Source organism: Nonomuraea sp. NPDC049646, from assembly GCF_044465525.1.
Taxonomy (GTDB): domain Bacteria; phylum Actinomycetota; class Actinomycetes; order Streptosporangiales; family Streptosporangiaceae; genus Nonomuraea.
Genome location: NZ_JBITLU010000001.1, coordinates 603,628 through 627,042 on the forward strand (window position 1 = coordinate 603,628; position 23,415 = coordinate 627,042).

The following is a 23,415-nucleotide window of genomic DNA, read 5'->3' on the forward strand; positions in this document are numbered from 1 at the left end:
GCGTCAGACGGGGGCGGCGGGCCGCAGCAGCGCCTGTTGCAGCGCCCTGCCCAGGTCGGCGTCGGTGATCATGCCGGTGACCAGGCCGCCCTCGACGACCACCGCCGACAGGCCGCCCACCCGGGACGGGTGTTCCAGCAGGGCGGCCGCGTCGTCGTCCGGCGACAGGACGCGCGGCGGCCGCTGGGCCGCCACCAGCGTCTCCACCCTGGTGTCCCCCCTGCGCTCGGCGGGCACGGCGAGCAGGGTCTCCAGCGAGACGCCCCCGAGCGGCGCCCCGTCGAACCCCACGACGGGGAAGACCGACTGGTGCGAGCCGAGCACCACCGTGTCGACCAGCCCCTGCACGGTCAGCCACGCGGGGGCCAGGTCCGGCGTGGCCGTCATGACGTCCCGCACCCGCACTCCCCCGAGGCCGCGCCGGGCCGCCCTGCTCATGATCTCGCCGCGGGCCGCGCCCGCGATGTACCAGCCGGTGATCACCACCCACATCCCGCCCAGCGGGTTCCACACCCAGATCACGACGAACCCGGTGAAGGTCAGCATGAGACCGATCGCGTAACCGGCCCGCGCGGCGCCGGCGTCGGCGCGGGCGCGGTCGCCGTGGCGGCTCCACATCAGGCCGTGCAGCACCCGGCCGCCGTCGAGGGGGCTGCCGGGCAGCAGGTTGAACACGCCCAGGACCAGGTTCATCATGGCCAGCCACGCCGCGGCGGCCCTGGGCACCCCCGGCGGCAGCACGGCCGTGACGGCGAGCGCGAGCCCGCCGAGCAGCAGGCTCGCGGCGGGGCCGGCGGCCGCCGTCACCACCTCGGTCCGGGGCGTCCTGGCCTCGTCGCGGAACTGCGTGACGCCGCCCAGCGCCCAGAGCGTGACGGACTCCACCTCCATGCCGCACCGCTTGGCCACCAGCGCGTGCGCCAGCTCGTGCGCGAGCAGGGAGGCCATGAGCAGCAGCCCCGTGAGCGCGCCGGCGACCCAGTACGCCGTCCTGCCCGCGCCCGGGGCGGCGACGGCCAGGACCCCGGAGCCCAGTCCCACCGCCACGAGCGTGACGATGGCCAACGCGGACCAGTGAGCGCCGACGGGGATGCCCGCCACCCGTCCGAAGCGCAGGTTTTGCCTCATGATTCCAGCTTGCATGCTTCTCGACCCTCCTGACCAGGGACGACCTCTAGGGGCGGACCACCGCGACGGCGCAGCGGGCGTGGTGCAGCACTCCCCTGCTGACCGAGCCGAGCACCAGCGAGCCGAACGCGCCCCGCCCGTGGGAGCCGACCACGATCAGGTCGCAGGGCGACCCGGTGAGCGCCTCGACCGGGTGCGCGCTCTGGACGTCCTCCACGACCGTCACCTCGGGACACCTCTCGCGCCATGCGGCCGTCCGGGCGCGGACCGCCTCGTGCTGGGCGGCGCGGACCTCGTCCAGGTCGTAGGCGATCTCGGGGGCGAAGGCATGCACGGGGATCTGCCAGGCGCGGATCAGCCTGAGCCGGGCGCCGCGCAGCCTGGCCTGCTCGAAGGCGTAGCCGATGGCCGGCTCGCAGACGTCGGAGTCGCCGATCCCGACGCCGATCTCGCCGACCGGCCCGCCGCCCTCGGCGCGCACCACCACCACGGGACAGGCGGCGTGCCCGGCCACGTGCATGGTCACCGACCCCAGCAGCGCGCCGGCGAACCCGCCCAGCCCCCGGTTGCCGATGACCACCTCGTCCGCCTGCCGCGCCTGGTCCAGCAGGACGGCCGCGGGCGTCCCCTCGACGACCTCGGCGTGCAGCCGCACCGACGGCTGCCGGGCGCGCGCGGCGGTCTCGGCCGCCTCCAGCACCTTGGCCGCCGCCATCAGCAGGTAGTTGCCCTGGCCGTAGTCGGGGAACCTGGTGACGGCGTACGGCTGCCGGTCCAGGGCGTGCACGATCCGCAGCTGCGCGCCCGTGCGCGCGGCGTCGTCGGCGGCCCATCCGACCGCCGCGGCGCCCGGGGCCGAGCCGTCGGTCCCCACCACGATCACACCGGCCATGACGCCCCCTCCTCCTCCGGAGCCGGCCCGCCGCCGGTCCCGTCATCCCTTCTCCGCGCGCGGCCGTACCACCGCCACGGGGCAGGCCGCGTGGTGCAGCACGCCGTGGCTCACCGAGCCGAGCACCGCGGAGGAGAAGCCGCCCCGCCCGCGCGAGCCGACCACGACCAGGTCCGCGGCGGCGGCCGCCTCGGTGAGCGCGGCCACGGGGTGCCCGCGCACCTGCTCGTCGGTGATCACGACGTCGGGGTTCTCGCTCCGGCACGGGTTCACCCGCGCCTGGGCCGCCCTGGCCTCCTCCTCGAAGGAGTCGGCCAGCAGGTGGCTGTAGGCCGCCCAGTACGGCGAGACCGCCGGCGCCTCCCAGGCGTAGACCACGTGCAGGCGGGCGCGGCGCGCGCGGGCCTGCTCGACGGCGTAGGCCATGGCCTCCCGCGACGCCGCCGAGCCGTCGTCGCCGGCCACCACCAGGTCGTGCCGGACGGCGACCACCCCGCGGACGACCACGACGGTCCCCGCGGCGTGCCCGGCCACCGCCCTGCCCACCGACCCCAGCACCATGCCGGCGAAGCCGCCCATGCCCCGGCTGCCCAGCACCAGGCTGTCGGCCGCGGCCGATTCGACGATCAGCGCGTCGATCACGTTGCCCGCCAGCATCTCGGCGGTGACCTCGACGCCCCCGCCGATCGCGCGGGCCCTGCCGGCCGCCGCCTCCAGCGCGCCCATGCAGTACCGGGCGCCGTCCACGCCGAGCACCCACTGCTCGCACACGTGCACGAGCCGGAGCGGCAGCCCTCTGCGCTGCGCGTCGCCGGCGGCCCATTCCACCGCGGCGGTCGATGACGCGGAGCCGTCCACCGCGGCCACGATCGGTCCGCGCATCCTGCCTCCTTCGCGCCTTCGACGTCCCCATACCCGCCATAACGGATATAAGGGGCGTAAACACACCAAAAATCGCCGCTGTCCCCTCCAACTTCGGGCCGCGGCACGCGACGGGCAAGCAGGCCAGACCAAGAGTTTCCCCGCCTGTGGGGCTCGGCCCGCCGGTCCCGGGAAGGCTCATCCGCGCAGGTAACCGGACAGATTCCGCTCCCGGAGGCGGCAGTGATCGACGCACACGCCGGCCGGCCCGTGCTCGTGGGGTACGACGACTCGACCGAGAGCCGCCACGCGCTGCACTGGGCGGTCGCCGACGCGCGCCTGCGCGGGCTGCCCGTCCTGGTCTGCCACGCCCTGCACTGGCCCTACGCGCCCAGGCCCGTCGCCCAGGAGATCATGCGGCACGTCGAGCCGGTGGCGCTCGGCGTCGTGGACGAGGGCGTCCGGCGGGCCAGGGAACTGGCGCCGGAGCTGGACGTCCAGCCGCTCCTGGGCCGGGGCACCCCGTCGGCGGTGCTGCTGGAGGCCGCGCGCGAGGCGGAGCTGACGGTGCTCGGCTCCCGCGGGCAGGGCGGGTTCGAGGGCCTTCAGGTGGGGTCGGCCGCCGTCCAGGTGCCCGCGCACAGCGTCACGCCGGTCGTGGTCGTCCGGCCGCCGCTCCAGCCGCCCGCCCGCCAGGACGTCAGGATCGTGGCCGGGCTGGACGGCTCACCCGCCAGCCTGGCCGCCTTCGACCTCGCCCTGGACGAGGCCGCCCTGCGCGAGGGCACCGTGACGGCCCTGTGCTGCTGGGCCGACTGCGGGTCGTCGTCCTGGCAGGAGCCGCTGCCCTTCGTGGACTCGCACGCGCTGCGCCAAGGCGCGGAGAACCGCTTCCGCGAGGTCGTCGCCCACCTGGCCCGCAGACGCCCCGAGGTGACGGTGGTCACCGAGTTCCTGACCGAACGCCCCCAGCGCGTGCTGATCGAGGCCTCCAAGGACGCCACGCTCCTCGTGCTCGGCAACCGGGGGAACGAGGCCCCTCCCTGCCTGCTGCTCGGAGCCGTGACGCAGGCCGCCCTGCTGGAGTCCCGGTGCCCGGTCGCGGTGACGCCCGCGGCCGTGCTGAGCCCGCGGATGCCGCCCGCGTCCCGGTGACGCGGGGAGCTCAGGGGCGGTCGCCCGGCACCACCGCAACCGGACAGGGCGCGTGCTGCGGAAGGGAGCTCGCGGTGCCGAGATGCGCGGCGCGCGGCCGGCCGACCACGACCAGGGTCGCCCGCTCGTGCGGCTCGCCCTGCTCCACGTGGACCTCCGGCCGGCGGGCCGCCCACTCCCCCAGGTCGGCCGAGGCCGCGAGCGGCAGCCCGCGCATGGCCGCCTCGGCGAAGGCGAACTCGACGACCGCCGCGTCCGGCTCCCGCTCGGCCAGGACGACCGGGCCTGGACGGGTGGCCTTGGGCAGCGGCCCCGGCCCGCGTACGACGATCACCGGGCACTCGGCGTGCGCGGCGGCGTACCCGGCCACCGAGCCGACCACCACCCTGGGCAGCGCGCTCAGCCCGCGCGAGCCGACCACGACGAGCGTGGCGTCGGCCGACAGCTCCACCAGCCGCTGGGCGGCCGGGCCCTCGTACAGGTCGGTCTCCACGCGGACGCCCGAGCTGGTGGAGCGGGCGCACTCGGCCCCGTGCCACAGGACGTGCTCGGCCGCCTTGCGCAGATGGGCCTTGGCCTCCTCCTCCGCCTCGCCGTACGGCCATTGCCAGGCGTGGACGACGGTCAGCGGCAGGTTCCTGAGCTCGGCCTCGTCCAGCGCCCAGTCCAGGGCCTGGACGGAGAAGTCCGAGCCGTCGTAGCCGAGCACGATGCGATCCATGTCCGTGATCCCTTCAGACGTCGCTGGGATTCAGCCTCGGTCCCGCGAGGCCGGCCGCCCGTGGTGGAGCGGCCCTTCTTGACGGGACCTTGGCCCGCCTTTTCCGGCCGCGCGGGGCCGGCGCGCTTCGCGGGTCACCACGTCCAGTCGCGGACGGCGGGGGCGTCCTCGCCGTGCTCGCGGGTGTACGCGCGGGCCGCCAGCCGGGCGTCGGCCATGCGCTGGCGCAGGTGCGCCTGGGTGGCGCCCAGGCCGGGCACCCGGTCGATGACGTCCATGACCAGGTGGTAGCGGTCGATGTCGTTGAGCATGGCCATGTCGAACGGCGTGGTCGTGGTGCCCTCCTCCTTGTAGCCGCGCACGTGGATGTTGGGGTGGCCGGTGCGGCGGTAGGTGAGGCGGTGGATCAGCGAGGGGTAGCCGTGGAAGTTGAACACGACCGGCCTGCCGGTGGTGAACAGGGCGTCGAACTCGGCGTCCGGCAGGCCGTGCGGGTGCTCCGACGGCGGCTGCAGCCGCATCAGGTCCACCACGTTGACGACGCGCACCTTCAGCTCGGGCAGGTGCTCGCGCAGGATGGCCGCGGCGGCCAGCGTCTCCAGGGTGGGCACGTCGCCCGCGCAGGCCAGCACGACGTCCGGCTCGGCCCCCTCGTCCGAGGACGCCCAGGGCAGGACGCCCAGGCCGCGGGTGCAGTGGGCGACGGCCTCCTCCATGGTGAACAGGTCCAGCACCGGCTGCTTGCCCGCCACGATCACGTTGACGTAGTCGCGCGAGCGCAGGCAGTGGTCGGCCACCGAGAGCAGGGTGTTGGCGTCCGGCGGCAGGTAGACCCGCACGACCTCGGCCTTCTTGTTGACCACGACGTCGAGGAAGCCGGGGTCCTGGTGGCTGAAGCCGTTGTGGTCCTGCCGCCACACGTGCGACGACAGCAGGTAGTTGAGCGAGGCGACGGGCCGCCGCCACGGGATCCTCTTCGCCGACTGCAGCCATTTGGCGTGCTGGTTGAACATCGCGTCGATGATGTGGATGAACGCCTCGTAGCAGTTGAACAGGCCGTGCCGGCCGGTCAGCAGGTAGCCCTCCAGCCAGCCCTGGCACAGGTGCTCGCTCAGCACCTCCATCACCCGGCCGCCCGGCGCCAGGTTCTCGTCCGTGGGCTCGACCTCGGCGTTCCAGGCCCGCGTGGTCGTCTCGAAGACGGCCTGCAGCCGGTTGGAGGCGGTCTCGTCCGGGCCCATCAGCCGGAAGTCGTGCGGATTGGCGGCGATCACGTCCCGCAGGAAGGCGCCCAGCACCCGGGTCGGCTCGGTCGACTGCGCCGCGGGTGACTTGACCTCCACCGCGTGGTCGCGGAAGTCGGGCAGCGCCAGCGGGCGCAGCAGCTCGCCGCCGTTGGCGTGCGGGCTCGCGCTCATCCGCAGCGGCCCCTCGGGGACCGTCCCCAGCAGGACGGGCGCCGGGCGGCCCTCGGCGTCGAACAGCTCCTGCGGCCGGTACGAGCGCATCCACTCCTCCAGCATCGCCAGGTGCGCCGGGTTGTCCCGGACGCCCGACAGCGGCACCTGGTGGGCCCGCCAGGTGCCCTCGACCGGCTTGCCGTCCACCTCGCGCGGGCCGGTCCAGCCCTTCGGCGTGCGCAGCACGATCATGGGGAGGCGTTCCAGGCGGCCCTCCTTGTAGGCGGCGATCTCGTCGAAGACGGTGTCGAGCGTGCGCGCCATCTCCTCGTGGTCGGGGCCGACGAGGTGGGGGCGGTAGCCGTAGCCCTCCATGAGCTTGACCAGCTCGTCCTGCGGGATGCGGGCCAGGACGGTCGGGTTGGCGATCTTGTAGCCGTTCAGGTGCAGGATCGGCAGCACGACGCCGTCGCGGTAGGGGTCCAGCAGCTTGTTGGAGTGCCAGCTCGCGGCCAGCGGGCCGGTCTCGGCCTCGCCGTCGCCGATGACGCAGGCGACCACCAGGCGCGGGTTGTCGAAGGCCGCGCCGAACGCGTGCGCGAGGGAGTAGCCCAGCTCGCCGCCCTCGTGGATGGAGCCGGGGGTCTCGGGCGCGACGTGGCTGGGGATGCCGCCGGGGAAGGAGAACTGGCGGAACAGCCGCCGCATCCCGGCGGCGTCCTGGGAGACCTCGGGGTACTTCTCCGAGTACGAGCCCTCCAGCCAGGCGTGCGCGACGGCGGCGGGCCCGCCGTGGCCGGGACCGGCGATGTAGATCATGTCCTGCCGGCGTTCGGCGATGATCCGGTTGAGGTGGGCGAAGCAGAAGTTCAGCCCGGGGGTGGTGCCCCAGTGACCGAGCAGCCGCGGCTTGACGTGCTCCGGGCGCAGCGGTTCGGTCAGCAGCGGGTTGTCCAGCAGGTAGATCTGCCCGACGGACAGGTAGTTCGCCGCGCGCCAGTAGGCATCGATGTGCTGCATCGTCGTCATGATGACGATGATTTCCCGAAGCGTTCCCGCGCCCTAGGGACCTTGGTCCCCTTCTCGGGGGGCGGAGGGCGGACGTCCGGCGGCGAGGGCGGCGGCCACCGTGCTGAACCGGTGGGCCCTGCGGTGCGTCGGGTGGGCGGCGGTGCGCCCGCCGCCGGCCAGGGTCTCCGGGGCGGCCCGGTAGAAACGGCGCTTGGCCAGCTCGACGAGGGCCAGGTAGGCGACCACCATCAGGCCCAGCACTGCGAAGAACGGGCCGGGCAGCGGCTGGAAGCCCAGTGCGCCGGCGAGCGGGGTGACCGGGATGACCGCGCCGAGCGCCACGACGCTCAGGGCGGCGACCGCCAGGGGCAGGCTCGGACGGCTGCGGAAGAACGGCACCCGCCTGGTCCTGATCGCGAAGACCACCAGCACCTGGGTGGCCAGGGACTCGACGAACCAGCCGGTGCGGAACAGCGGCGGCCCGGCGTGCAGGACGCCGAGCATGACGGCGAAGGTGGCGAAGTCGAACAGCGAGCTGACCGGCCCGAAGAACAGCATGAACCGCCGGATCGACGACACGTCCCACCGGGACGGGCGCCGAAGCTGCTCGGGATCGACGTTGTCGGTGGGGATGGCGAGCTGGCTGGAGTCGTAGAGCAGGTTGTTGAGCAGGATCTGGGACGGCAGCATCGGCAGGAACGGCAGGAACGCCGAGGCCGCGGCGGCGGAGAACATGTTGCCGAAGTTGCTGGACGTCCCCATCAGGACGTACTTCATGGTGTTGGCGAAGATCTGCCGGCCCTGGATGACGCCGTCGGCCAGGATGGCGAGGTCCTTCTCCAGCAGCAGCACGTCGGCGGCGTCCTTGGCGACGTCGGTGGCCGCGTCCACGGAGATGCCCACGTCGGCGGCGTGCAGCGCGAGCGCGTCGTTGACGCCGTCGCCGAGGAAGGCCACGTCCAGGCCGTTGCGCCGCTGGGCCCGCACGATGCGCGCCTTGTGCTCGGGGCTGACCCGGGCGAACACCACGGCCTGGTCGATGAGCGCGCCCAGCCGGGCGTCGTCGGCGGCCTCGACGTCCTGGCCGGTCAGCACCCGTCCGCCGGGCAGGCCGAGGTCGGCGCAGAGCTTGGCCGCGACCGCCGGGTTGTCCCCGGTGAGCACCTTGACGGTGATGCCGAGGCCGGCCAGGCGGCCCAGCGCCTGCCGGGCGCCGGCCTTGGGCGGGTCGAGGAAGACCAGCAGGCCGCGGAAGGTGAGGTCGTGCTCGTCGGCCTGGCTGAGGGTGGTCCGGCGGGCGGCGTCGCCGGTCAGCCGCCGGGTGGCCACCGCCACCACGCGGTTGCCGGCGGCGAACTCGGCCTCCAGCACGGCCGTGGCCCGGTCGGCGACCGGGGTGCAGCGCGCCAGCACGGCCTCGGGAGCGCCCTTGGTGACGATCATCCGGCCGTCGCCGTCCTCGACCAGGACCGAGGCGGTCCTGCGCTCGTGGTCGAAGGGCACGACGGCCAGCCGCCGGCCGGGCGGCCCCGGCCGGAGCGCGGCGGCGGCGGGCGCGTCCCACAGGGCGACGTCCAGGGGGTTGCCGCTCGCCGACCGGCCCGGCTCCCCGTCCTGGCCGCTGACGACGGCCTCGTTGCACAGCAGGCCCAGCTCCAGGACGCGGTCGTCGGGGCCGCCGTCCGGCCCGAGCGCGCGCGTGAAGCTGATCCGCCCCTCGGTCAGCGTTCCGGTCTTGTCGGTGAACAGCACGTCGATGTCGCCCAGGTCCTCGATGCAGACCAGCCGCTTGACCAGCACCCGGTGCCGGGCCAGCCGGTGGGTGCCGGCGGCCAGGCTGGTCGAGACCACGGCCGGCAGGAGCTGCGGGGAGATGCCGACGGCGATGGCGAGCGAGAACAGCAGCGCGTCCAGCACCGGGCGGTGCAGCACGAGGTTGACGACGAAGATCCCGGCGGTGAGCGCGGCGGCGACGCGCACCAGCAGCATGGAGAACCGGCGCAGCCCGATCTGGAACTCCGTGTCCGGATGGCGGTCGCCGAGCCGGAGCGCGATGCGCCCGAACTCGGTCCGTCCGGCGGTGGCCACCACCACGCCGGCGCCGGACCCGGCGTGCACGACGGTGCCCATCAGCGCGCAACTGGCCAGCTCGGCCAGCGCGCGGTCCGGCCCGACGGGCTCGACGGCCTTGGCCACGGGCAGCGACTCGCCGGTCAGCACCGACTCCTCGCACTCCAGCCCCGCCGACGACACCAGCCGCAGATCGGCCGGGACGATGTCGCCCAGCCGCAGCGTGACGACGTCGCCCGGGACCAGCGCGACCACGTCCACCAGCCGGGGAGCGCCGTCCCGCAGGGCCAGGCAGCGGTGCCGGATCTGGGAGTGCAGCGCCTCGGCGGCCTTCTCCGCCCGGTACTCGTTGAAGAAGCCCAGCCCGACCGAGACCGTCAGGATGACGCCGATGATGATCGCGTCCGTCGGCTCGCCGAGGAAGAACGACGCGGCGGCGGTGACCGCCAGCAGGATCAGCAGGGGCGAGCGGAGCTGGCGGCCCAGCACCGCGAGGCGCCGGGCCCGGTGGGTGCGCAGGGAGTTGGGGCCCACGGCGGCCAGGCGGCGCTCCGCCTCGGCCTGGGTCAGGCCGCCGTCCGTGCCGCCCAGCCGGGCCATGACGTCGTCGACCGGCAGCGCGGCCGCGACCGCGACGTCCAGCGCGCCCTGTCCGGTCATGTCACCGTCCGAGTCATCCCGCGTCCCGGCCTTCCGCTCGGCCTCCTCCTGGTTCTGGTAACCGGCCCGCCGCCAAGACAAAGGCAAAGGCGCTCCACGCCCGTCCCAACGCCCGTCCCGACGCCCGTCCCGAGGCCCGTGCCGACGCGGCGACGTGCCGTCAGTCCTGGGGCCGGACCACCGCCACCGGGCAGCGGGCGTGGTGCAGCACGCCGCGGCTGACCGACCCGAGCAGCGCCGACCCCAGCCCGCCGCGCCCGTGCGACCCCACCACCAGCAGGTCGGCGTGGTCGGAGGCCGCGGTGAGCGCGTCCACGGGGTGCGCCGACGGCGTCTCCCGCACGACGACGACCTCGGGGTAGTCGGCGGCGAACACCTTCACCAGGTCGTCCACGACCTGCTGCTGCGCCGCGCGGACCTCGTCCATGGCGTAGGCGGCCTCCGGCGCGAACGCGTGCACGGGCAGTTGCCAGGCGTGCAGCACCCGCAGCGTGGCGGCCCGCAGCCGGGCCTGCTCGAAGGCGTAGGCGAGGGCGGGCTCGCACTCCGGCGAGTCGTCCACCCCGGCCACCACCTCGCCGCGCACCTGCTGCCGGTCGCCGCGCACCACCACGACGGGGCAGCGGGCGTGCCCGGCGACGTGCGTGCCGACCGAGCCCAGCAGCGCGCCGGCGAACCCGCCGAGGCCGCGGCTGCCGAGCACGATCTCGGCGGCCTCCTTCTCCTGCCCGCGCAGCACGACCGCCGGCAGCCCTTCGACGTCCTGCGTCGTGACCTCGACGGACGGCTGCCGTTCCCGGGCCAGCGCCTCGGCCTCCCGCAGGATGCGCTCGCCCTCGTCCGCGAGCAGGTCGGGCACCCAGCCGGGGGAGAACCGGTGGATCTGGTACGGCGTGCGGTCCACGGCGTGCACGATCCGCAGCGGCAGCCGCATGCGGAAGGCGTCGTCGGCGGCCCATGCGACGGCGGCGCGCGAGGCCACCGAGCCGTCGGCTCCAGCAACGATCATGATGTTCCCTCCTTCGTCACCTTCCATGAGACCCGGCCTCCCGCCGTCCCCCGAAGAGCCGAAGGTCGGCCGGGCCAGGGCCGAAGGACCTTCCCCGATGCCGTCCCGCGAAGGCCGGCGGCCTGGACGGCGTCCCGCCGTCCGTCGCCGTGGCCTGCACCACGACCACGGGGCACGGCGGCCGGCGCAGGCACGACAGCAGCACCGCGCCGAGCCGCGCGTCCTCGGCGGGCCGCGCGGCGGAGCCGAGGACCAGCAGGCCGGCCCCGCGCGCGTGGTCGGCGAGCGCCGTCTCGGGGCGGCCCCGCACGAGCCGCGCCTCGACGGCGACACCGGGGAACCGGTCCATGACCAGGGCGGCCGCCTGATCGAGCACGGCGCTCGCGCGCGCCTCCTCGAACCCGGCGGGCCTGGACGGGCAGGGCGCGTACGGCGCCCTGTGCTCGTTCGCGGGCTCCCAGGCGTGCACCACGACCAGCCGCGCCCCGCGGCGGCCCGCCTCGTCGGCGGCCCACAGCAGCGCGGCCGCGCAGTCCTCCGTGCCGTCGGTCCCGGCCACGATCAGGCGAATGCTCATACCTCCACGTTCCGCCCACGAGCCCGGGGCGGAACAGTGCCGAAGGCCCTGCTTCCGGTGACTTTCGACCCTGCCGCCGTCCGGCCGGTCCCCCGAGGCTGGGGGAGCTGGACGACCTGCACGTTTACCGCCCTGAGCAGGGCGAAGACTAGATCCTGAAGACACCTCGCAGCGACTCCGCCGGCCCGAGGGCCAGGGCGGGCAGGAAGGACACCCGTGACGCCCTCGTCCTCTGGCCTGTCGTCGGCGGAGGCAGCCGTACGCCTGGAACGCGACGGCCCCAACCTGCTCCCGCGCAAACCGCCCACCCCGCTGTGGCGGCGCGTCGTCACCCAGCTCCGCGATCCGCTGATCATCGTGCTGCTGATCGCGGCGGCGCTGACCGTCGGCACCGGCGACTGGACGGACGCCGCGGTGATCGCGCTGGTCATCGTGGTCAACACGGCCGTCGGCGTGACGCAGGAGGTGCGCGCCGACCGCGCCATCACGGCCCTGGCCGAGCTGGCCACCCCGGAGGCCCGCGTGGTGCGCGACGGCCACCAGCGGCAGATCCCCGCGGGTGACGTCGTGGCCGGAGATCTGCTGGTGCTCGCCGAGGGCGACATCGTCCCGGCCGACGCCGAGGTGGTGGAGTCGGCGGCGCTGCTGGTCGACGAGTCGGCCCTGACGGGCGAGTCGGTCCCGGTGGACAAGGACGCGGGCGCGACGGTCTCCTCGGGCACCGTCGTGGCGCGCGGCAGGGGCCGGGCGGTGGTCACCGCGATCGGCGCGGCGAGCGCGAGCGGGCGCATCGCCGCGCTCATGGTCAAGGGCGCCGGCCTCACCCCGTTGCAGCGCCGCCTGGTCGGGGTCGGACGGCTGCTGGCCGGCGTCGCGGTGGTGCTGTCGGCGCTGGTGCTGGCCCTGGGCCTGGTCCGCGGCCAGCCGGTCGAGCTGATGGTGGTGACCGCGATCAGCCTGGTGGTCGCCGCCGTGCCCGAGTCGCTGCCCGCGGTCGTGACCCTGAGCCTGGCCCTGGGCGCCCGCCGGATGGCGGCCCGCGACGCGCTCGTCCGCAACCTGCCCGCCGTGGAGACGCTGGGCTCGGTGACCGTGCTCGCCACCGACAAGACGGGCACCCTCACCGAGGGCCGCATGGTCGCCCGGCACCTGTGGACCCCGGCCGCCGAGGCCCCGGTCACCGGCTCCGGCTACGCCCCCGACGGCGGGCTCGCCGCCGGTCAGGACCCGGACGAGTTCGCCGCGCTGCTGACCGCCGCCGCGTTGTGCAACGACGCCCGCCTGCGCCCGCCCCAGGAGAGCGGGGAGGAATGGACCGCGCTGGGCGACCCCACCGAGGCCGCGCTGCTGGCCGCCGCCGCCCGGCTCGGCCTCGACCGCGCGGCCCTCCAGGAGCGGTTCCCCAGGGTCGCCGAGCTGCCCTTCGACAGCGACCGCAAGCGGATGAGCACGGTGCACCTGCTGCCCGGCGGCGGCGCCCGGCTGATCTGCAAGGGCGCCCCGGAGGCGCTGCTGCGCCCGGACGTGCTGACCGGCGACCCGGAGCTGTCGGCCCGCGCCGCCGAACGCGCCGACCGGTTCGCCCGGGACGGCTACCGCGTGCTGGCGGTCGCCGCCGCCGACCTCGACGCCGTCCCGCATCCCGTGCGGGAGGAGGGGCTGAGGCTGATCGGGCTCGTCGCGATCCTCGACCCGCCGCGTGCGGCGGCGGCCGCGGCCGTGGCCGACTGCGCGCGGGCCGGGATCAGGACGGTCCTCATCACCGGCGACCATCCGGGCACCGCCCGCGCGGTCGCCGCCGACCTGGGCATCATCGGCGATGCCGACCGCGTCCTAGACCGCGTCCTCGACCGGGTCGTCGACTGCCGGGAGCCCGGCGCGCTCGCCGCGGGCCCGGCCGGCGTCTACGCGCGGGCCACCCCCGAGCAGAAGCTCGACATCATCGAGGGCCTGCGCGGCCGGGGCGAGGTCCTGGCGATGACCGGCGACGGCGTCAACGACGGCCCGGCGCTGCGCCGCGCCGACATCGGGGTGGCCATGGGCAGGCGCGGCACGGAGGTCGCCCGGCAGGCCGCCGACCTCGTGCTCGCCGACGACAACCTGGACACCGTCGTGGCGGCCGTCGAGGAGGGCCGCCGGGTCTACGCCAACATCCGCCGTTTCCTGGTCTACGGCCTGTCGGGCGGCGCGGCGGAGATCGCGGTGATGCTGCTGGGCCCGTTCGTGGGGCTGCCGCTGCCGCTGCTGCCCGCGCAGATCCTGTGGATCAACCTGCTCACCCACGGCCTGCCGGGCGTGGCGCTGGGCGGTGAGCCGACGGTGCCGGGAACCATGTCGCAGCCGCCGCGTCCGCCGGGTCAGAGCATCATGGGGGCGGGCCTGTGGCAGCGGGTCGTCCGCATCGCCGTGGTGCTCACCGCCGTCACGCTGGGCGTCGCCGTCTGGGGCTCGATGACCGGGCGGCCCTGGCAGAGCATGGCCTTCTTCGCCCTCGGCGCCACCCAGCTCGGCGTGGCGCTGGGCACCCGGACCCGCCCCGGCACCCTGGCCAACCCGATGCTGCTGTTCGCCGTGGGCGGCGCGTTCGTCCTGCAACTGGCCGGGGTCTACCTGCCGCCGCTGCGCGAGCTGCTCGGCACCCGGCCGCTCGCGCCGGGAGACCTGCTGGTCGTCGTCGCGCTGTCCACGCTCGGCTACGCCGCCGCCCGCCTGGACCGGATCCTGCACCCGTCCCCCACGCCCGAGCGGCACTGAAACGGCGCCCGGCGGGAACCGCCGGGCGCCGCTCTCCGGCGGGCCGTCAGGACGCGGGCACCGGGAAGGACGCCGCCAGGCTCTCGCCCCACTGCCTGGCCCGCTCCAGCTCGCCCGGCACCAGCGGCCCCTGCGTGCCGGTCACGTAGAAGCTGCACGGCGGCACGGCGAGCCGGACGCCGAGGCGGCGCAGCCGCTTGGCGACCGCCCGCCCCGCCGAGCCGGGCAGGCGGGGCCTGGCCACGCGGGTGTCGAACGCCGCCGAGCAGAGCCCGGCCGACGACGTGCTCAGCGTGGCCAGCCACTCGCGCACGCCCCTGCCGCGCGACACCAGCGGTCCGGCGGCCTGCTGGGCGGCCGACTCGCGGGTGGCGGCCCGGCTCATGGAGAAGGCGTGCGTCGGGCCGCCCACCACCAGCAGGGTGACCTCGTCCCCCACGTGCGCGGGGGCCGTGCCGACCTCGGCCACCTCGGCCCGCATCCGGGTGGCCAGCCCCTCCGCCACGGCCTGGGCGATCCGCTCGGTGTTGCCGTACATGGACTCGTAGACGACCAGGGCCTTCATCTCACGCCTCCCGCCGTCCCGGGCAGGATGGGTTCGAGGTGGAACATCCCGGTCACCACCTCGCTCGGCTCGGGGCGCGGCTCGATCCGGCCGGCGACCGCCGACAGGACGTCCCGGGCGGTGATCAGGCCCACCAGGCCGTCGCCGGACAGCACGGGCACGGCGTCCACGTCGGCGTCCAGCATGGCGGCGGCCACCCGGCTCAGCGGGGTGCCCGGCCCCACCCGGGGGGTGCGCGCGCCGCCGAGCAGGTCGCGCACCTCGCGGCCGGCCTGCTCCTGCGGCCCGCCGGACCAGGACGCGGCCAGGCACTCCCGCGTCAGGATGCCCAGCAGGCGCCCTCCGTCCATGACCGGCAGGTGGTGCACGCCGGCCCGGCGCATCAGCTCCCACGCCATCAGCGGCGACTCCTCGGCCTTGACGGCCACCAGGACGCGGCTCATCACCTGCCCGGCGGTCGGCGTTCCGTTCATGACCCCTCCTCCTCGCCCGGCCGGACCACGGCGACCGGGCAGGTCACGTGGTGCAGCACGCCGTGGCTGACCGAGCCGAGCACCGCGGAGGCGAACCCGCCCCGGCCGCGCGAGCCCACCACGACCAGGTCGGCCGAGCCGGCCACCTGCGTCAGGGCGGTGACCGGGTGGGCGCACGGCTGCTCGTCGGTGATGACCAGGTCCGGGTTGGCCTCCCGCCAGGGCACGACCCGCTCGCGCGCCGCGCCGGTCTCCTCGCGCATCAGGTCCTGGATCAGGCTGTTGTAGGTGACCGCGTACGGGGAGAAGACGGGCATCTGCCAGGCCGAGACGACGTGCAGCCGCGCCCCGCGGGCCCTGGCCTGCTCGACGGCGTACTCCATGGCCGCGTGCGCGTCCTGCGAACCGTCGTAGCCCACCACCACCCTGCCGTGCTCGGTGGCGGGGGCGGGGGCGCGGACGACCACGACCGGCCCCGACGCGTGCCCGGCGACCGCCAGGCTCACCGAGCCGACCGTCATCCCGGCGAACCCGCCGAGCCCCCGGCTGCCCAGCACCACACCGGCGGCCGTCGCAGACTCGCGGATCAGCTCCCCGGCCACGTTCCCGGACAGCAGCTCCGTCGTCACCTTGACGTCGCCGGCCAGCGCGCGGGCCCGGTCGGCGGCCTCCTCCAGCAGGCGGGCGCAGTGCCCGGGGTCCGCCTCGTGCAGCCACTGCGGCCCGACGTGCACGAGACGCAGGTCCAGGCCCCGCCGCCGCGCGTCGGCGGCCGCCCATTCCACCGCTCCGGTCGCCGGGACGGACCCGTCCACGCCGACGACGATGTGAGTGCTCATCGCGCATCTCCTTCACCGGTCGAAGCTCTCACCCTCAGGCTCCTACGGGCGTCGGCGCGGCGCCGGAGGAGGAAGTCCCGCCCGGCAGGGCCGTTGGTCCTCATCGGCGTCGCGGGGAGAAGATCTGGCACGATCCGGTCACGCCACCGGCCCACCCTCCCCACGCTCTGTAGTGTCGATGAGCGCCCCCTCCTCGCGCAGTAGCCCGCTCAACGTGAGGACGTCCTCATGACCGACGAAGCGGTTCCCCCCGTCGCAGCGCCCGCCCGCACCGGCGACCTGCTGGAGAAACCCCAGCTGGCGGAGATGTTCGCGCTGGCCAAGAAGCTGGACGGCACCTGGCCGGTCTTCGCCCGGAGCCTGGATCCCGCCGACGACCCGGCGTCCCTGCGCGGCCGCTACCGGGCGGTGGCCGCCTCCACCGCCCGCTGGTCGGTGCGGCGCAAGCACGTCGAGGACTGCGTGAGCGCCTGGGTCCTGCTGCCCATGCTCGGCGCGGCCGTCGTCTTCGTGGTCTCGGTGTTCTCCGTCACCTCCGTGCAGAAGATCTTCCTGGCGGTCGCGGGTCTCACGGTCTTCATCTGGGTCTCCGTCTGGATCGAGAACCGGCGGCACCGCCCGCTCTTCCGCTACCTCCTCGACCCGCTGATCACCATGCTGGGAATCGGCTGCCTCCCGGCCGTCCTGTTCCTCGGCCGCGCCACCGGCCCGGCGTGGGCGGTCGACCTGGCGAGCCGGGGATGGATGCCGATCCCCCAGAGCATCGGCACCGTGTGCTGCGCCCTGGTCATCGGGATGATCCCGGTCAAGGTGGTGATGTGGCAGTGGGACCGCGAGTCCCGCGCCTCGCCCACCGAGCCGCTCTTCGAGCAGCTGGCGGCCATCCTGGCCCGCGCCGAGCCCGACCGCCGCGGGCAGCTCCCGCCGGGGACGCGCAGGGAGATCCTCGCCCTCCTGGGCCAGGTCTCCTTCCTGCTGCGGGTCGGCATCCCGACCGCCGCCCGGGGCGGGACGCCGCTGACCAGGGCCGTGGTCCGCGCCCGCGCGGTCGAGGCGTCCAGGGCCGTCATCGACCTCCAGCTGGGGGTGGCGCTGCCGTCCCCGACCGCCTACCACGACCTCCGCGCCCGTGTCGCCGCTCTGACCCGCACCGTCATCACGGGCGAGTACGACCGGCTCCCCACCCGCGACACCACCCCCGAGGCCACCCGCCGGACGTGGCACGCCCGCGTCCTGGAGACCGTGCGCACGCTGGTGATCGCCCTGCTCCCGGCCGCCGGCCTGGTGGCCGCCGACCGGCTGGGCCTCAGGCTTCCTGCCCCCTTCGACGACGGCGCCATGATCGCCGTCGTGGCCTGGGCCGTCGTGCTCCTGGGGCTGCTCGACCCGAACTTCTCCGCCCACCTGGCCGCCGCCCGTGACCTGACCACGCTTCCCGCCTTCAACCGGAGCACCGACAAGGGCGCGTAGCGCGGCCCGGTCAGCGCGGCCCGGTCAGCGCGACGTCAGCCGCGCGAACGTCTGGTGGGCGATCTCCCACTCCTCGTCGGTGGGGATGACGAGGACGGGCACCTCGGCGCCGGGGACGGACACCGGGCGCTCGCCGGACGCCCGCGCGGCGTTGAGCGCGGGGTCCACCGCGACGCCGATCCGCTCCAGCCCCGCCAGGCAGGCGGCGCGGGTGGCGGCGTCGTGCTCGCCGACGCCGCCGGTGAGCACGATCGCGTCCACCCGGCAGCCGAGCAGCGCGTGGTAGGCGCCGACGTACTTGCGGATGCGCCGGGTGTAGATCTCCAGGGCCAGCCTGGCCTCGTCGTCGTCGCGGGCGCGTACCTGGCGCATGTCGCCGGAGCCGGTGAGCGCGAGCAGGCCGCCGCGGTGGCTGAGCTCGTGCTCCACCTGCTGGGCGTCCAGGCCGCCGGTGCGGGCCAGGTACGCGGCCAGGGCCGGGTCGACGTCGCCCGAGCGGGTGCCCATGACCAGCCCTTCCAGCGGCGTCATGCCCATGGAGGTGTCGACGCTGCGCCCGCCGGAGATCGCCGTGGCGCTGGCGCCGTTGCCGAGGTGCAGCACGATCAGGTTGAGCCCGGCCAGGTCGCGGCCCAGGACGGCGGCGGCGCGGCGGGAGACGTACGCGCACGAGGTGCCGTGGAAGCCGAACCGCCGCACGCCCTGCTCCCGCCACTCGCGCGGCACCGCGTACGTGTACGCCTCCGGCGGCAGCGTCCGGTGGAACGCGGTGTCGAACACGGCCACCTGCGGCACGTCCGGGAACACCTTGAGCGCCAGCCGGATGCCGGTCAGGTTGACCGGGTTGTGCAGCGGCGCGAGCGGGGCCAGCTCCTCGATCGCGGCGATGACGTCGTCGTCGATGAGCACCGCCTCGGTGAACCGGGTGCCGCCGTGCACCACCCGGTGCCCGACCGCGACGGGCGCCGGCTCGGGCCCCGCCGCGGCGAACGCCGCCAGCATCGCCTCCAGCCCGTCCCCGTGGCTGGGGAAGGGACGTTCGCGGACGTACGGCGGCCCGTCCCCGCCGTGGTGGGTGATCCGCCCGCGTTCCTCCCCGATGCGCTCGACCAGCCCTCGGGCGGCGCGCTCGCGGGTGTGCGGATCGACGAGCTCGTACTTGATGGAGGAGGATCCCGTGTTCAGCACGAGAATGGGGTCGGCCATGCCCATGACCCTAAGTCCGTTCCGGGGGCCGGGTGGCGGCGCGGAGGCCGTTCGGGACTTCCGGCCCTACCGGCCGGGCCGCACCGCGCGCTGTGATGGGAGAGCCGCGAGGCCGCCACCCCGGGCGGAGCGGGCCGCGGGGACGACCGCCGTGGCAAGCTGACCTGGGAAGACCGACGACTCCGAGTGGGAGGCCAGACAGCGATGCTCGTCCGCGAGGTCATGAGCGGCCCGGCCGTCACCGTCCGCGACACCGATCCGGTGCGGCGGGCCGTGCGGGTCCTGCACGGCCACGACATCACCGCCGCGCCCGTCGTCGGCGACGACGGCCGGCTCGTGGGCGTGGTCAGCGAGCTGGACCTGCTGCGGGGGGAGTTCGAGCCCGATCCCCGCGCGACCGTCCGCCCGGTCGCGGCGGCCGAGGAGCCGCCGCCCCGCCAGGTCATGGACGTCATGAGCCGCGACGTCGTCACCGTCACCGAGACCACCGACGTCACCGTCGCCATCGATCTCATGGTCCGCGAGCGGGTCAAGAGCCTGCCCGTCGTGACCGGCGGGCGGATCGCCGGGATGGTCAGCCGCCGTGACCTGATGGCCATGCTCGCCCGCCCCGACGAAGATTTGCGCCAGGAGGTCGAGGCCGCGCTGCGCGAGCAGTACCCGGCGGGCCCGCGCTGGGACGTCGCCGTCCGCGACGGCGTGGCCGAGCTGCGCGGTCCGTCCCGGCAGCAGGCCGACCACATCGCCGGCGTGCTGGCCCGCACGGTGCCCGGCGTCGTACGGGTCAGACATGTCCGGCCGTCACCGTGAGAACCGGCCATCCCGCATGCCTGCCGAACGCGACCGATGCCGCAGAACGGGAAGATCACCCGGCCGCCGCCAGCCCAGGACGCCCACTCCGGCAAGGGACTCGGTGGCCTTGGGTCCGCCCCAGGGGCAGGATCCATACTCGGGCGGTGCCCGATCTGATGACCACTGGACAGTTCGCCGCGCGGTCCGACCTGACGCTCAAGGCGCTGCGGCTGGACGGCCCCGCGGGGGCGGCCGGCGGCTGCCTGTCCGGGCCGCCGTTCGCCGTCTTCCACGGCACGGTGGGCGCGGACTCGAACGGCCCGGTGGAGGTGTGCCTGCCGACCGGCGGCCCGATCGAGCCCGCCGGCCGGATCGGGGTGCGGCTGGAGCCGTCCCACCGGGCCGCGTACGTCGAGGTCGGCAAGGAGCGGTCCCGGCACCCGGCGATCCTGCCGGCGTACGACACGCTCAGGTTCACGTCGTGGTCATCGCGTCCAGGTCCACCTCTGGTTGGTTCCGCCGTGGCAGGTGTAGAGCTGGAGCCGGGTGCCGTTGGCGGTGCCCTGGCCGACGGCGTCCAGGCACAGCCCTGACTGCACGCCCGCGATCGTGCCGTCGGGGTTCAGGCGCCATTTCTGGTTGTCGCCGCCCCAGCAGGAGTAGATCTGGATCCTGGCGCCGTTGCCGGTCCCGGCCGCGTCGAGACACTTGCCGCCGTAGACCCGGAGCTCGCCGGCCGAGGTGGCGGCCCACTGCTGGTTGCCCTGCCCGTTGCAGTCCCAGAGCTGGACCGCGGTGCCGTCGGCGGTGGCGGAGCCCGGGACGTCCAGGCAGCGCCCCGAGCCGGCCCCCTTGATCTGCCCGGCGGCCGGCGGGGTCGGCGTCGTGGTGGACGAGCCGCCGTCCAGGCCGAAGAAGTGGACGGCGAGCGCCGCCATCCCGGGATGAGGCAGGTCGTGCCCGGCGCCGGTGACGGTGTACGCCTCGACCTGCCCGGAACCGAAGACCCGCCGGGTCCAGCCGGGCTGCGGGCTGTCGGTGGAGGCGGGCGTCTGGCTCAGGCCGTGCACGTCGGTCCACTGGTCGACCTGCTCCTGCAACATCGTGTACGGCAGCACGGAGTCGGCGGTGCCGTGCCAGGCCATGACGCGCGGCCGGGGCCCCGCGTAGCCGGGGTAGGCGTTCCTGACCAGGTCACCCCACTGCCGCGGCGTCTTGTCGCCGCATCCGGCGGGCCCGAGGCAGCCGTAGGGGACGCCCGAGAACGGCGCGCCCGCCTTGAACACGTCGGGGTAGGTGGCGAGCAGGTTGCCGGTCTCCATCGCGCCGGAGGAGAAGCCGGTGGCGTACACCCGGTCGGGGTCGCCGTTGTAGCGTTGCAGCACGTAGTTCGTCATGGAGACGATCGACACCGGGTCGCTGCCGCCGCCGTGCCGCAGGGCCTCGTTCGACCATACGTCGAAGCAGTTCGACAGGCCGTTGGCGCTCTTGTTCGCCTGCGGGTAGATGACGACGAAGCCGTACCGGTCGGCCAGCGAGGCGAACTCGGTGCTCTGGTGGAAGCCGGGGGCCCAGCCGTTGCAGCCGTGCATCGCCACGAGGACGCCCGGCCGGGCGGCCACCCTGTCGGGGACGTAGAGGTACATCCGCAGGCCGCCCGGGTTCGTCCCGAAGTTCGTCACCTCGGTCAGGACCGCGGCCGACGCCTGCGGCGCGCCCACCAGCAGCATGGACAGACCGGTGACCGCCGCCGTGATCACAGCCGCCAGAGCGGCTCCGATGCCCGCGTGCCTTCTTCGCTTCATGGTTCCGCCTGTTCGTGTGTTAGCGCTAACAAGTCGCGGTGCTGGCGGGACGGAGCAAATACGAGCCGGACAACCCTGTCAAGAGCCCCCCGAAGCCCGCGCCGGCCGGGAACGCGCCCCCACCTCGAACGACCCGACCCGAACGCGCTCACTCCCGGACGAGCGTCGCGGTGAAACTTTCACGACCCGCCGGCCGAAAACTTTCGACAGGTGGAGGTCCTGGACGGCCTGCCTCCATCGGCAGGGCGACTCCGAAAGTTTTACCCGAATCTTGACAACTTTCGGCCAGATCCACACACTGAGTGCCCGAGCCCGGCTCCTCCCCACCCGCTCCCCGAGCGTCTTGGGCGCACCCCTCCGAAGTGCGTCCGCACGACCTTCCCCCTGATTCGCGTACGGAGGCTCCAGCATGCGTGTCAACGCCATGTCCCCACCGGCCGCAGGACGGCCGCCCGGCGCGCGCCGCCGGGCACTGATCACCGGCGCGATCGGCGCGCTCGGCCTGCTCACGGCACTGGCGACGGCGCTTCCCGCCGATGCCGCGGCGAGCACGCTCGGCGCGGCCGCCGCGCAGAGCGGCCGCTACTTCGGCACCGCCATCGCCGCGGGCAAACTCGGCGACTCCGCCTACACGACGATCGCCAACCGCGAGTTCTCCATGGTGACGGCCGAGAACGAGATGAAGATCGACGCCACCGAGCCCAACCGCGGGCAGTTCACCTTCACCAACGGCGACCGGGTCTACAACTGGGCCGTGCAGAACGGCAAGCGGGTGCGCGGGCACACCCTGGCCTGGCACTCCCAGCAGCCCGGCTGGATGCAGTCGCTGTCGGGCAGCTCGCTGCGCCAGGCGATGATCGACCACATCAACGGCGTCATGGCCCACTACAAGGGCAAGATCTACGCCTGGGACGTGGTCAACGAGGCCTACGCCGACAGCGGCGGCGGCCGGCGCGACTCCAACCTCCAGCGCACCGGCAATGACTGGATCGAGGTGGCCTTCCGCACCGCGCGCGCCGCCGACCCGGCCGCCAAGCTGTGCTACAACGACTACAACATCGACAACTGGACCTGGGCCAAGACGCAGGGCGTCTACAACATGGTCAAGGACTTCAAGGCCCGGGGCGTGCCGATCGACTGCGTCGGGCTGCAGTCGCACTTCAACGGCAACAGCCCGTACAACAGCAACTACCGCACGACCATCCAGAGCTTCGCCGCGCTGGGCGTGGACGTGCAGATCACCGAGCTGGACATCCAGGGCGGCTCGGCCACCACGTACGCCAGCGTCGTCAACGACTGCCTGGCGGTGCCGCGGTGCGCCGGCATCACCACCTGGGGCGTTCGCGACAGCGACTCCTGGCTCGGCTCCGGCGCCACCCCGCTGCTCTTCGACGGCAACGGCAACAAGAAGCCCGCCTACACGGCGGTGCTCAACGCCCTGAACGGCGGCGGCACGACACCGCCGCCCGGCGGCGGCGCGGGGCAGATCAGGAGCACGGCCGCCGGCCGCTGCGTGGACGTGCCCAGCGCCAGTACCACCGACGGCACCGCGGTGCAGCTGTGGGACTGCAACGGCCAGAGCAACCAGCAGTGGACGCAGACCTCGGCAGGGGAACTGAAGGTGTACGGCAACAAGTGCCTGGACGCCGGGGGCACGGGCAACGGCGCCAGGATCCAGATCTACTCCTGCTGGGGCGGCGACAACCAGAAGTGGCGCGTCAACTCCGACGGCACGATCGTGGGCGTGCAGTCCGGGCTGTGCCTGGACGCCGTGGGCGGCGGCACCGGCAACGGCACGGGGCTGCAGCTCTACACGTGCTGGGGCGGCAGCAACCAGAAGTGGACCTACAACGCGGGCGCCGCGTGAGCTTCACCGGCCCGTCGCGCCGGGGCCTGAGCGCCCCGGCGCGGCTCCACCCGCCGCCCGCGCCCCTCCCCCTGTCGGCGCCAGGCGTCTGCCGTGAAACTTTCACGACGACGAGCAGCGCGACACCGGCTCCGTGGAGGCGGAACTCCAGGCGGGAAGG

At 74.4% G+C, this 23,415-nt stretch carries 19 protein-coding genes; 6 read left to right on the forward strand and 13 right to left on the reverse strand.

Annotated features, from left to right (window positions below; all coding sequences use genetic code 11):
• Nucleotides 1–3: 3 nt before the first annotated feature.
• From ACIBQ8_RS02850 to ACIBQ8_RS02860, 3 genes are read right to left on the reverse strand one after another with little or no spacing between them, the layout of a single operon-like run.
• The gene (locus tag ACIBQ8_RS02850) at nt 4–1,128 is read right to left on the reverse strand and encodes a M50 family metallopeptidase (protein WP_397190843.1); all 1,125 of its coding nucleotides are present in this window, start codon (nt 1,126–1,128) and stop codon (nt 4–6) included.
• Between the two features lie 46 nt (nt 1,129–1,174).
• A complete protein-coding gene (locus ACIBQ8_RS02855) occupies nt 1,175–2,020 on the reverse strand; it encodes a universal stress protein (protein WP_397190844.1) in 846 nt (281 codons plus the stop codon).
• A 42-nt stretch (nt 2,021–2,062) separates the two neighbouring features.
• A complete protein-coding gene (locus ACIBQ8_RS02860; protein WP_397190845.1) occupies nt 2,063–2,902 on the reverse strand; it encodes a universal stress protein in 840 nt (279 codons plus the stop codon).
• 222 nt (nt 2,903–3,124) lie between these two features.
• Between ACIBQ8_RS02860 and ACIBQ8_RS02865 the strand changes: the two genes are divergently transcribed.
• Complete coding sequence (locus tag ACIBQ8_RS02865; RefSeq protein WP_397190846.1) at nt 3,125–4,036, forward strand: universal stress protein; 912 nt, start codon at nt 3,125–3,127, stop codon at nt 4,034–4,036.
• A gap of 10 nt (nt 4,037–4,046) precedes the next feature.
• Here the strand turns inward: ACIBQ8_RS02865 and ACIBQ8_RS02870 are convergent, their stop codons facing one another.
• From ACIBQ8_RS02870 to ACIBQ8_RS02890, 5 genes are all read right to left on the reverse strand, one after another.
• Nucleotides 4,047–4,757, reverse strand: coding sequence for a universal stress protein (locus tag ACIBQ8_RS02870; RefSeq protein WP_397168538.1), 711 nt, complete (start codon nt 4,755–4,757; stop codon nt 4,047–4,049).
• A 134-nt stretch (nt 4,758–4,891) separates the two neighbouring features.
• On the reverse strand, nt 4,892–7,177 hold the full coding sequence (locus ACIBQ8_RS02875) for a phosphoketolase (RefSeq protein WP_397190847.1): 2,286 nt from the start codon (nt 7,175–7,177) through the stop codon (nt 4,892–4,894).
• Between the two features lie 42 nt (nt 7,178–7,219).
• Complete coding sequence (gene mgtA / locus ACIBQ8_RS02880) at nt 7,220–9,985, reverse strand: magnesium-translocating P-type ATPase (RefSeq protein WP_397190848.1); 2,766 nt, start codon at nt 9,983–9,985, stop codon at nt 7,220–7,222.
• 73 nt (nt 9,986–10,058) lie between these two features.
• Nucleotides 10,059–10,907 carry a universal stress protein gene (locus ACIBQ8_RS02885; protein ID WP_397190849.1) on the reverse strand — a complete coding sequence of 283 codons (849 nt, stop codon included), beginning with the start codon at nt 10,905–10,907 and terminating at the stop codon, nt 10,059–10,061.
• Between the two features lie 16 nt (nt 10,908–10,923).
• Complete coding sequence (locus tag ACIBQ8_RS02890) at nt 10,924–11,484, reverse strand: universal stress protein (RefSeq protein ID WP_397168545.1); 561 nt, start codon at nt 11,482–11,484, stop codon at nt 10,924–10,926.
• 216 nt (nt 11,485–11,700) lie between these two features.
• Here ACIBQ8_RS02890 and ACIBQ8_RS02895 point away from each other — a divergent pair, with 216 nt between their 5' ends.
• Nucleotides 11,701–14,238 (forward strand): cation-translocating P-type ATPase, encoded by a 2,538-nt coding sequence (locus ACIBQ8_RS02895; RefSeq protein ID WP_397190850.1) that lies wholly within the window; start codon nt 11,701–11,703, stop codon nt 14,236–14,238.
• A 46-nt stretch (nt 14,239–14,284) separates the two neighbouring features.
• Here the strand turns inward: ACIBQ8_RS02895 and ACIBQ8_RS02900 are convergent, their stop codons facing one another.
• Genes ACIBQ8_RS02900 through ACIBQ8_RS02910 form a run of 3 tightly spaced genes read right to left on the reverse strand, consistent with a single transcriptional unit; the run spans nt 14,285 to nt 16,115 of the window.
• A complete protein-coding gene (locus tag ACIBQ8_RS02900; protein WP_397190851.1) occupies nt 14,285–14,803 on the reverse strand; it encodes a flavodoxin family protein in 519 nt (172 codons plus the stop codon).
• Nucleotides 14,800–15,276: an HPP family protein gene (locus tag ACIBQ8_RS02905; RefSeq protein WP_397168549.1), complete on the reverse strand. Its 477-nt coding sequence runs from the start codon at nt 15,274–15,276 to the stop codon at nt 14,800–14,802. The genes ACIBQ8_RS02900 and ACIBQ8_RS02905 overlap by 4 nt, the downstream gene beginning before the upstream one ends.
• The gene (locus tag ACIBQ8_RS02910; protein ID WP_397190852.1) at nt 15,273–16,115 is read right to left on the reverse strand and encodes a universal stress protein; all 843 of its coding nucleotides are present in this window, start codon (nt 16,113–16,115) and stop codon (nt 15,273–15,275) included. Before ACIBQ8_RS02910 ends, ACIBQ8_RS02905 begins: the two co-directional genes overlap by 4 nt.
• 228 nt (nt 16,116–16,343) lie before the next feature.
• Between ACIBQ8_RS02910 and ACIBQ8_RS02915 the strand changes: the two genes are divergently transcribed.
• Nucleotides 16,344–17,585 carry a hypothetical protein gene (locus ACIBQ8_RS02915; protein ID WP_397190853.1) on the forward strand — a complete coding sequence of 414 codons (1,242 nt, stop codon included), beginning with the start codon at nt 16,344–16,346 and terminating at the stop codon, nt 17,583–17,585.
• A gap of 24 nt (nt 17,586–17,609) precedes the next feature.
• Here ACIBQ8_RS02915 and ACIBQ8_RS02920 read toward each other — a convergent pair whose 3' ends face one another.
• Nucleotides 17,610–18,791: an acetate/propionate family kinase gene (locus ACIBQ8_RS02920; protein WP_397190854.1), complete on the reverse strand. Its 1,182-nt coding sequence runs from the start codon at nt 18,789–18,791 to the stop codon at nt 17,610–17,612.
• A 204-nt stretch (nt 18,792–18,995) separates the two neighbouring features.
• Between ACIBQ8_RS02920 and ACIBQ8_RS02925 the strand changes: the two genes are divergently transcribed.
• Both ACIBQ8_RS02925 and ACIBQ8_RS02930 read left to right on the forward strand, forming a co-directional pair.
• Complete coding sequence (locus ACIBQ8_RS02925; RefSeq protein WP_397190855.1) at nt 18,996–19,601, forward strand: CBS domain-containing protein; 606 nt, start codon at nt 18,996–18,998, stop codon at nt 19,599–19,601.
• Between the two features lie 146 nt (nt 19,602–19,747).
• Nucleotides 19,748–20,176 (forward strand): hypothetical protein, encoded by a 429-nt coding sequence (locus ACIBQ8_RS02930; protein ID WP_397168557.1) that lies wholly within the window; start codon nt 19,748–19,750, stop codon nt 20,174–20,176.
• Here the strand turns inward: ACIBQ8_RS02930 and ACIBQ8_RS02935 are convergent.
• The gene (locus ACIBQ8_RS02935; RefSeq protein ID WP_397190856.1) at nt 20,069–21,388 is read right to left on the reverse strand and encodes a PHB depolymerase family esterase; all 1,320 of its coding nucleotides are present in this window, start codon (nt 21,386–21,388) and stop codon (nt 20,069–20,071) included. The genes ACIBQ8_RS02930 and ACIBQ8_RS02935 overlap by 108 nt on opposite strands.
• 409 nt (nt 21,389–21,797) lie before the next feature.
• On the opposite strand from ACIBQ8_RS02935, the gene ACIBQ8_RS02940 reads away from it, so the two are divergent.
• Nucleotides 21,798–23,255: an endo-1,4-beta-xylanase gene (locus ACIBQ8_RS02940; RefSeq protein WP_397190857.1), complete on the forward strand. Its 1,458-nt coding sequence runs from the start codon at nt 21,798–21,800 to the stop codon at nt 23,253–23,255.
• Nucleotides 23,256–23,415 lie beyond the last annotated feature (160 nt).

Excerpts from the sequence above, each read along its gene's own strand:
- ACIBQ8_RS02850 (WP_397190843.1), bottom strand. The coding sequence starts at position 1,128 with ATGAGGCAAAACCTGCGCTTCGGACGGGTGGCGGGCATCCCCGTCGGC.
- ACIBQ8_RS02855 (WP_397190844.1), bottom strand. The coding sequence starts at position 2,020 with ATGGCCGGTGTGATCGTGGTGGGGACCGACGGCTCGGCCCCGGGCGCC.
- ACIBQ8_RS02860 (WP_397190845.1), bottom strand. The coding sequence starts at position 2,902 with ATGCGCGGACCGATCGTGGCCGCGGTGGACGGCTCCGCGTCATCGACC.
- ACIBQ8_RS02870 (WP_397168538.1), bottom strand. The coding sequence starts at position 4,757 with ATGGATCGCATCGTGCTCGGCTACGACGGCTCGGACTTCTCCGTCCAG.
- ACIBQ8_RS02875 (WP_397190847.1), bottom strand. The coding sequence starts at position 7,177 with ATGCAGCACATCGATGCCTACTGGCGCGCGGCGAACTACCTGTCCGTC.
- ACIBQ8_RS02885 (WP_397190849.1), bottom strand. The coding sequence starts at position 10,907 with ATGATCGTTGCTGGAGCCGACGGCTCGGTGGCCTCGCGCGCCGCCGTC.
- ACIBQ8_RS02890 (WP_397168545.1), bottom strand. The coding sequence starts at position 11,484 with ATGAGCATTCGCCTGATCGTGGCCGGGACCGACGGCACGGAGGACTGC.
- ACIBQ8_RS02900 (WP_397190851.1), bottom strand. The coding sequence starts at position 14,803 with ATGAAGGCCCTGGTCGTCTACGAGTCCATGTACGGCAACACCGAGCGG.
- ACIBQ8_RS02905 (WP_397168549.1), bottom strand. The coding sequence starts at position 15,276 with ATGAACGGAACGCCGACCGCCGGGCAGGTGATGAGCCGCGTCCTGGTG.
- ACIBQ8_RS02910 (WP_397190852.1), bottom strand. The coding sequence starts at position 16,115 with ATGAGCACTCACATCGTCGTCGGCGTGGACGGGTCCGTCCCGGCGACC.
- ACIBQ8_RS02915 (WP_397190853.1), top strand. The coding sequence starts at position 16,344 with ATGACCGACGAAGCGGTTCCCCCCGTCGCAGCGCCCGCCCGCACCGGC.
- ACIBQ8_RS02920 (WP_397190854.1), bottom strand. The coding sequence starts at position 18,791 with ATGGCCGACCCCATTCTCGTGCTGAACACGGGATCCTCCTCCATCAAG.
- ACIBQ8_RS02925 (WP_397190855.1), top strand. The coding sequence starts at position 18,996 with ATGCTCGTCCGCGAGGTCATGAGCGGCCCGGCCGTCACCGTCCGCGAC.
- ACIBQ8_RS02935 (WP_397190856.1), bottom strand. The coding sequence starts at position 21,388 with ATGAAGCGAAGAAGGCACGCGGGCATCGGAGCCGCTCTGGCGGCTGTG.
- ACIBQ8_RS02940 (WP_397190857.1), top strand. The coding sequence starts at position 21,798 with ATGCGTGTCAACGCCATGTCCCCACCGGCCGCAGGACGGCCGCCCGGC.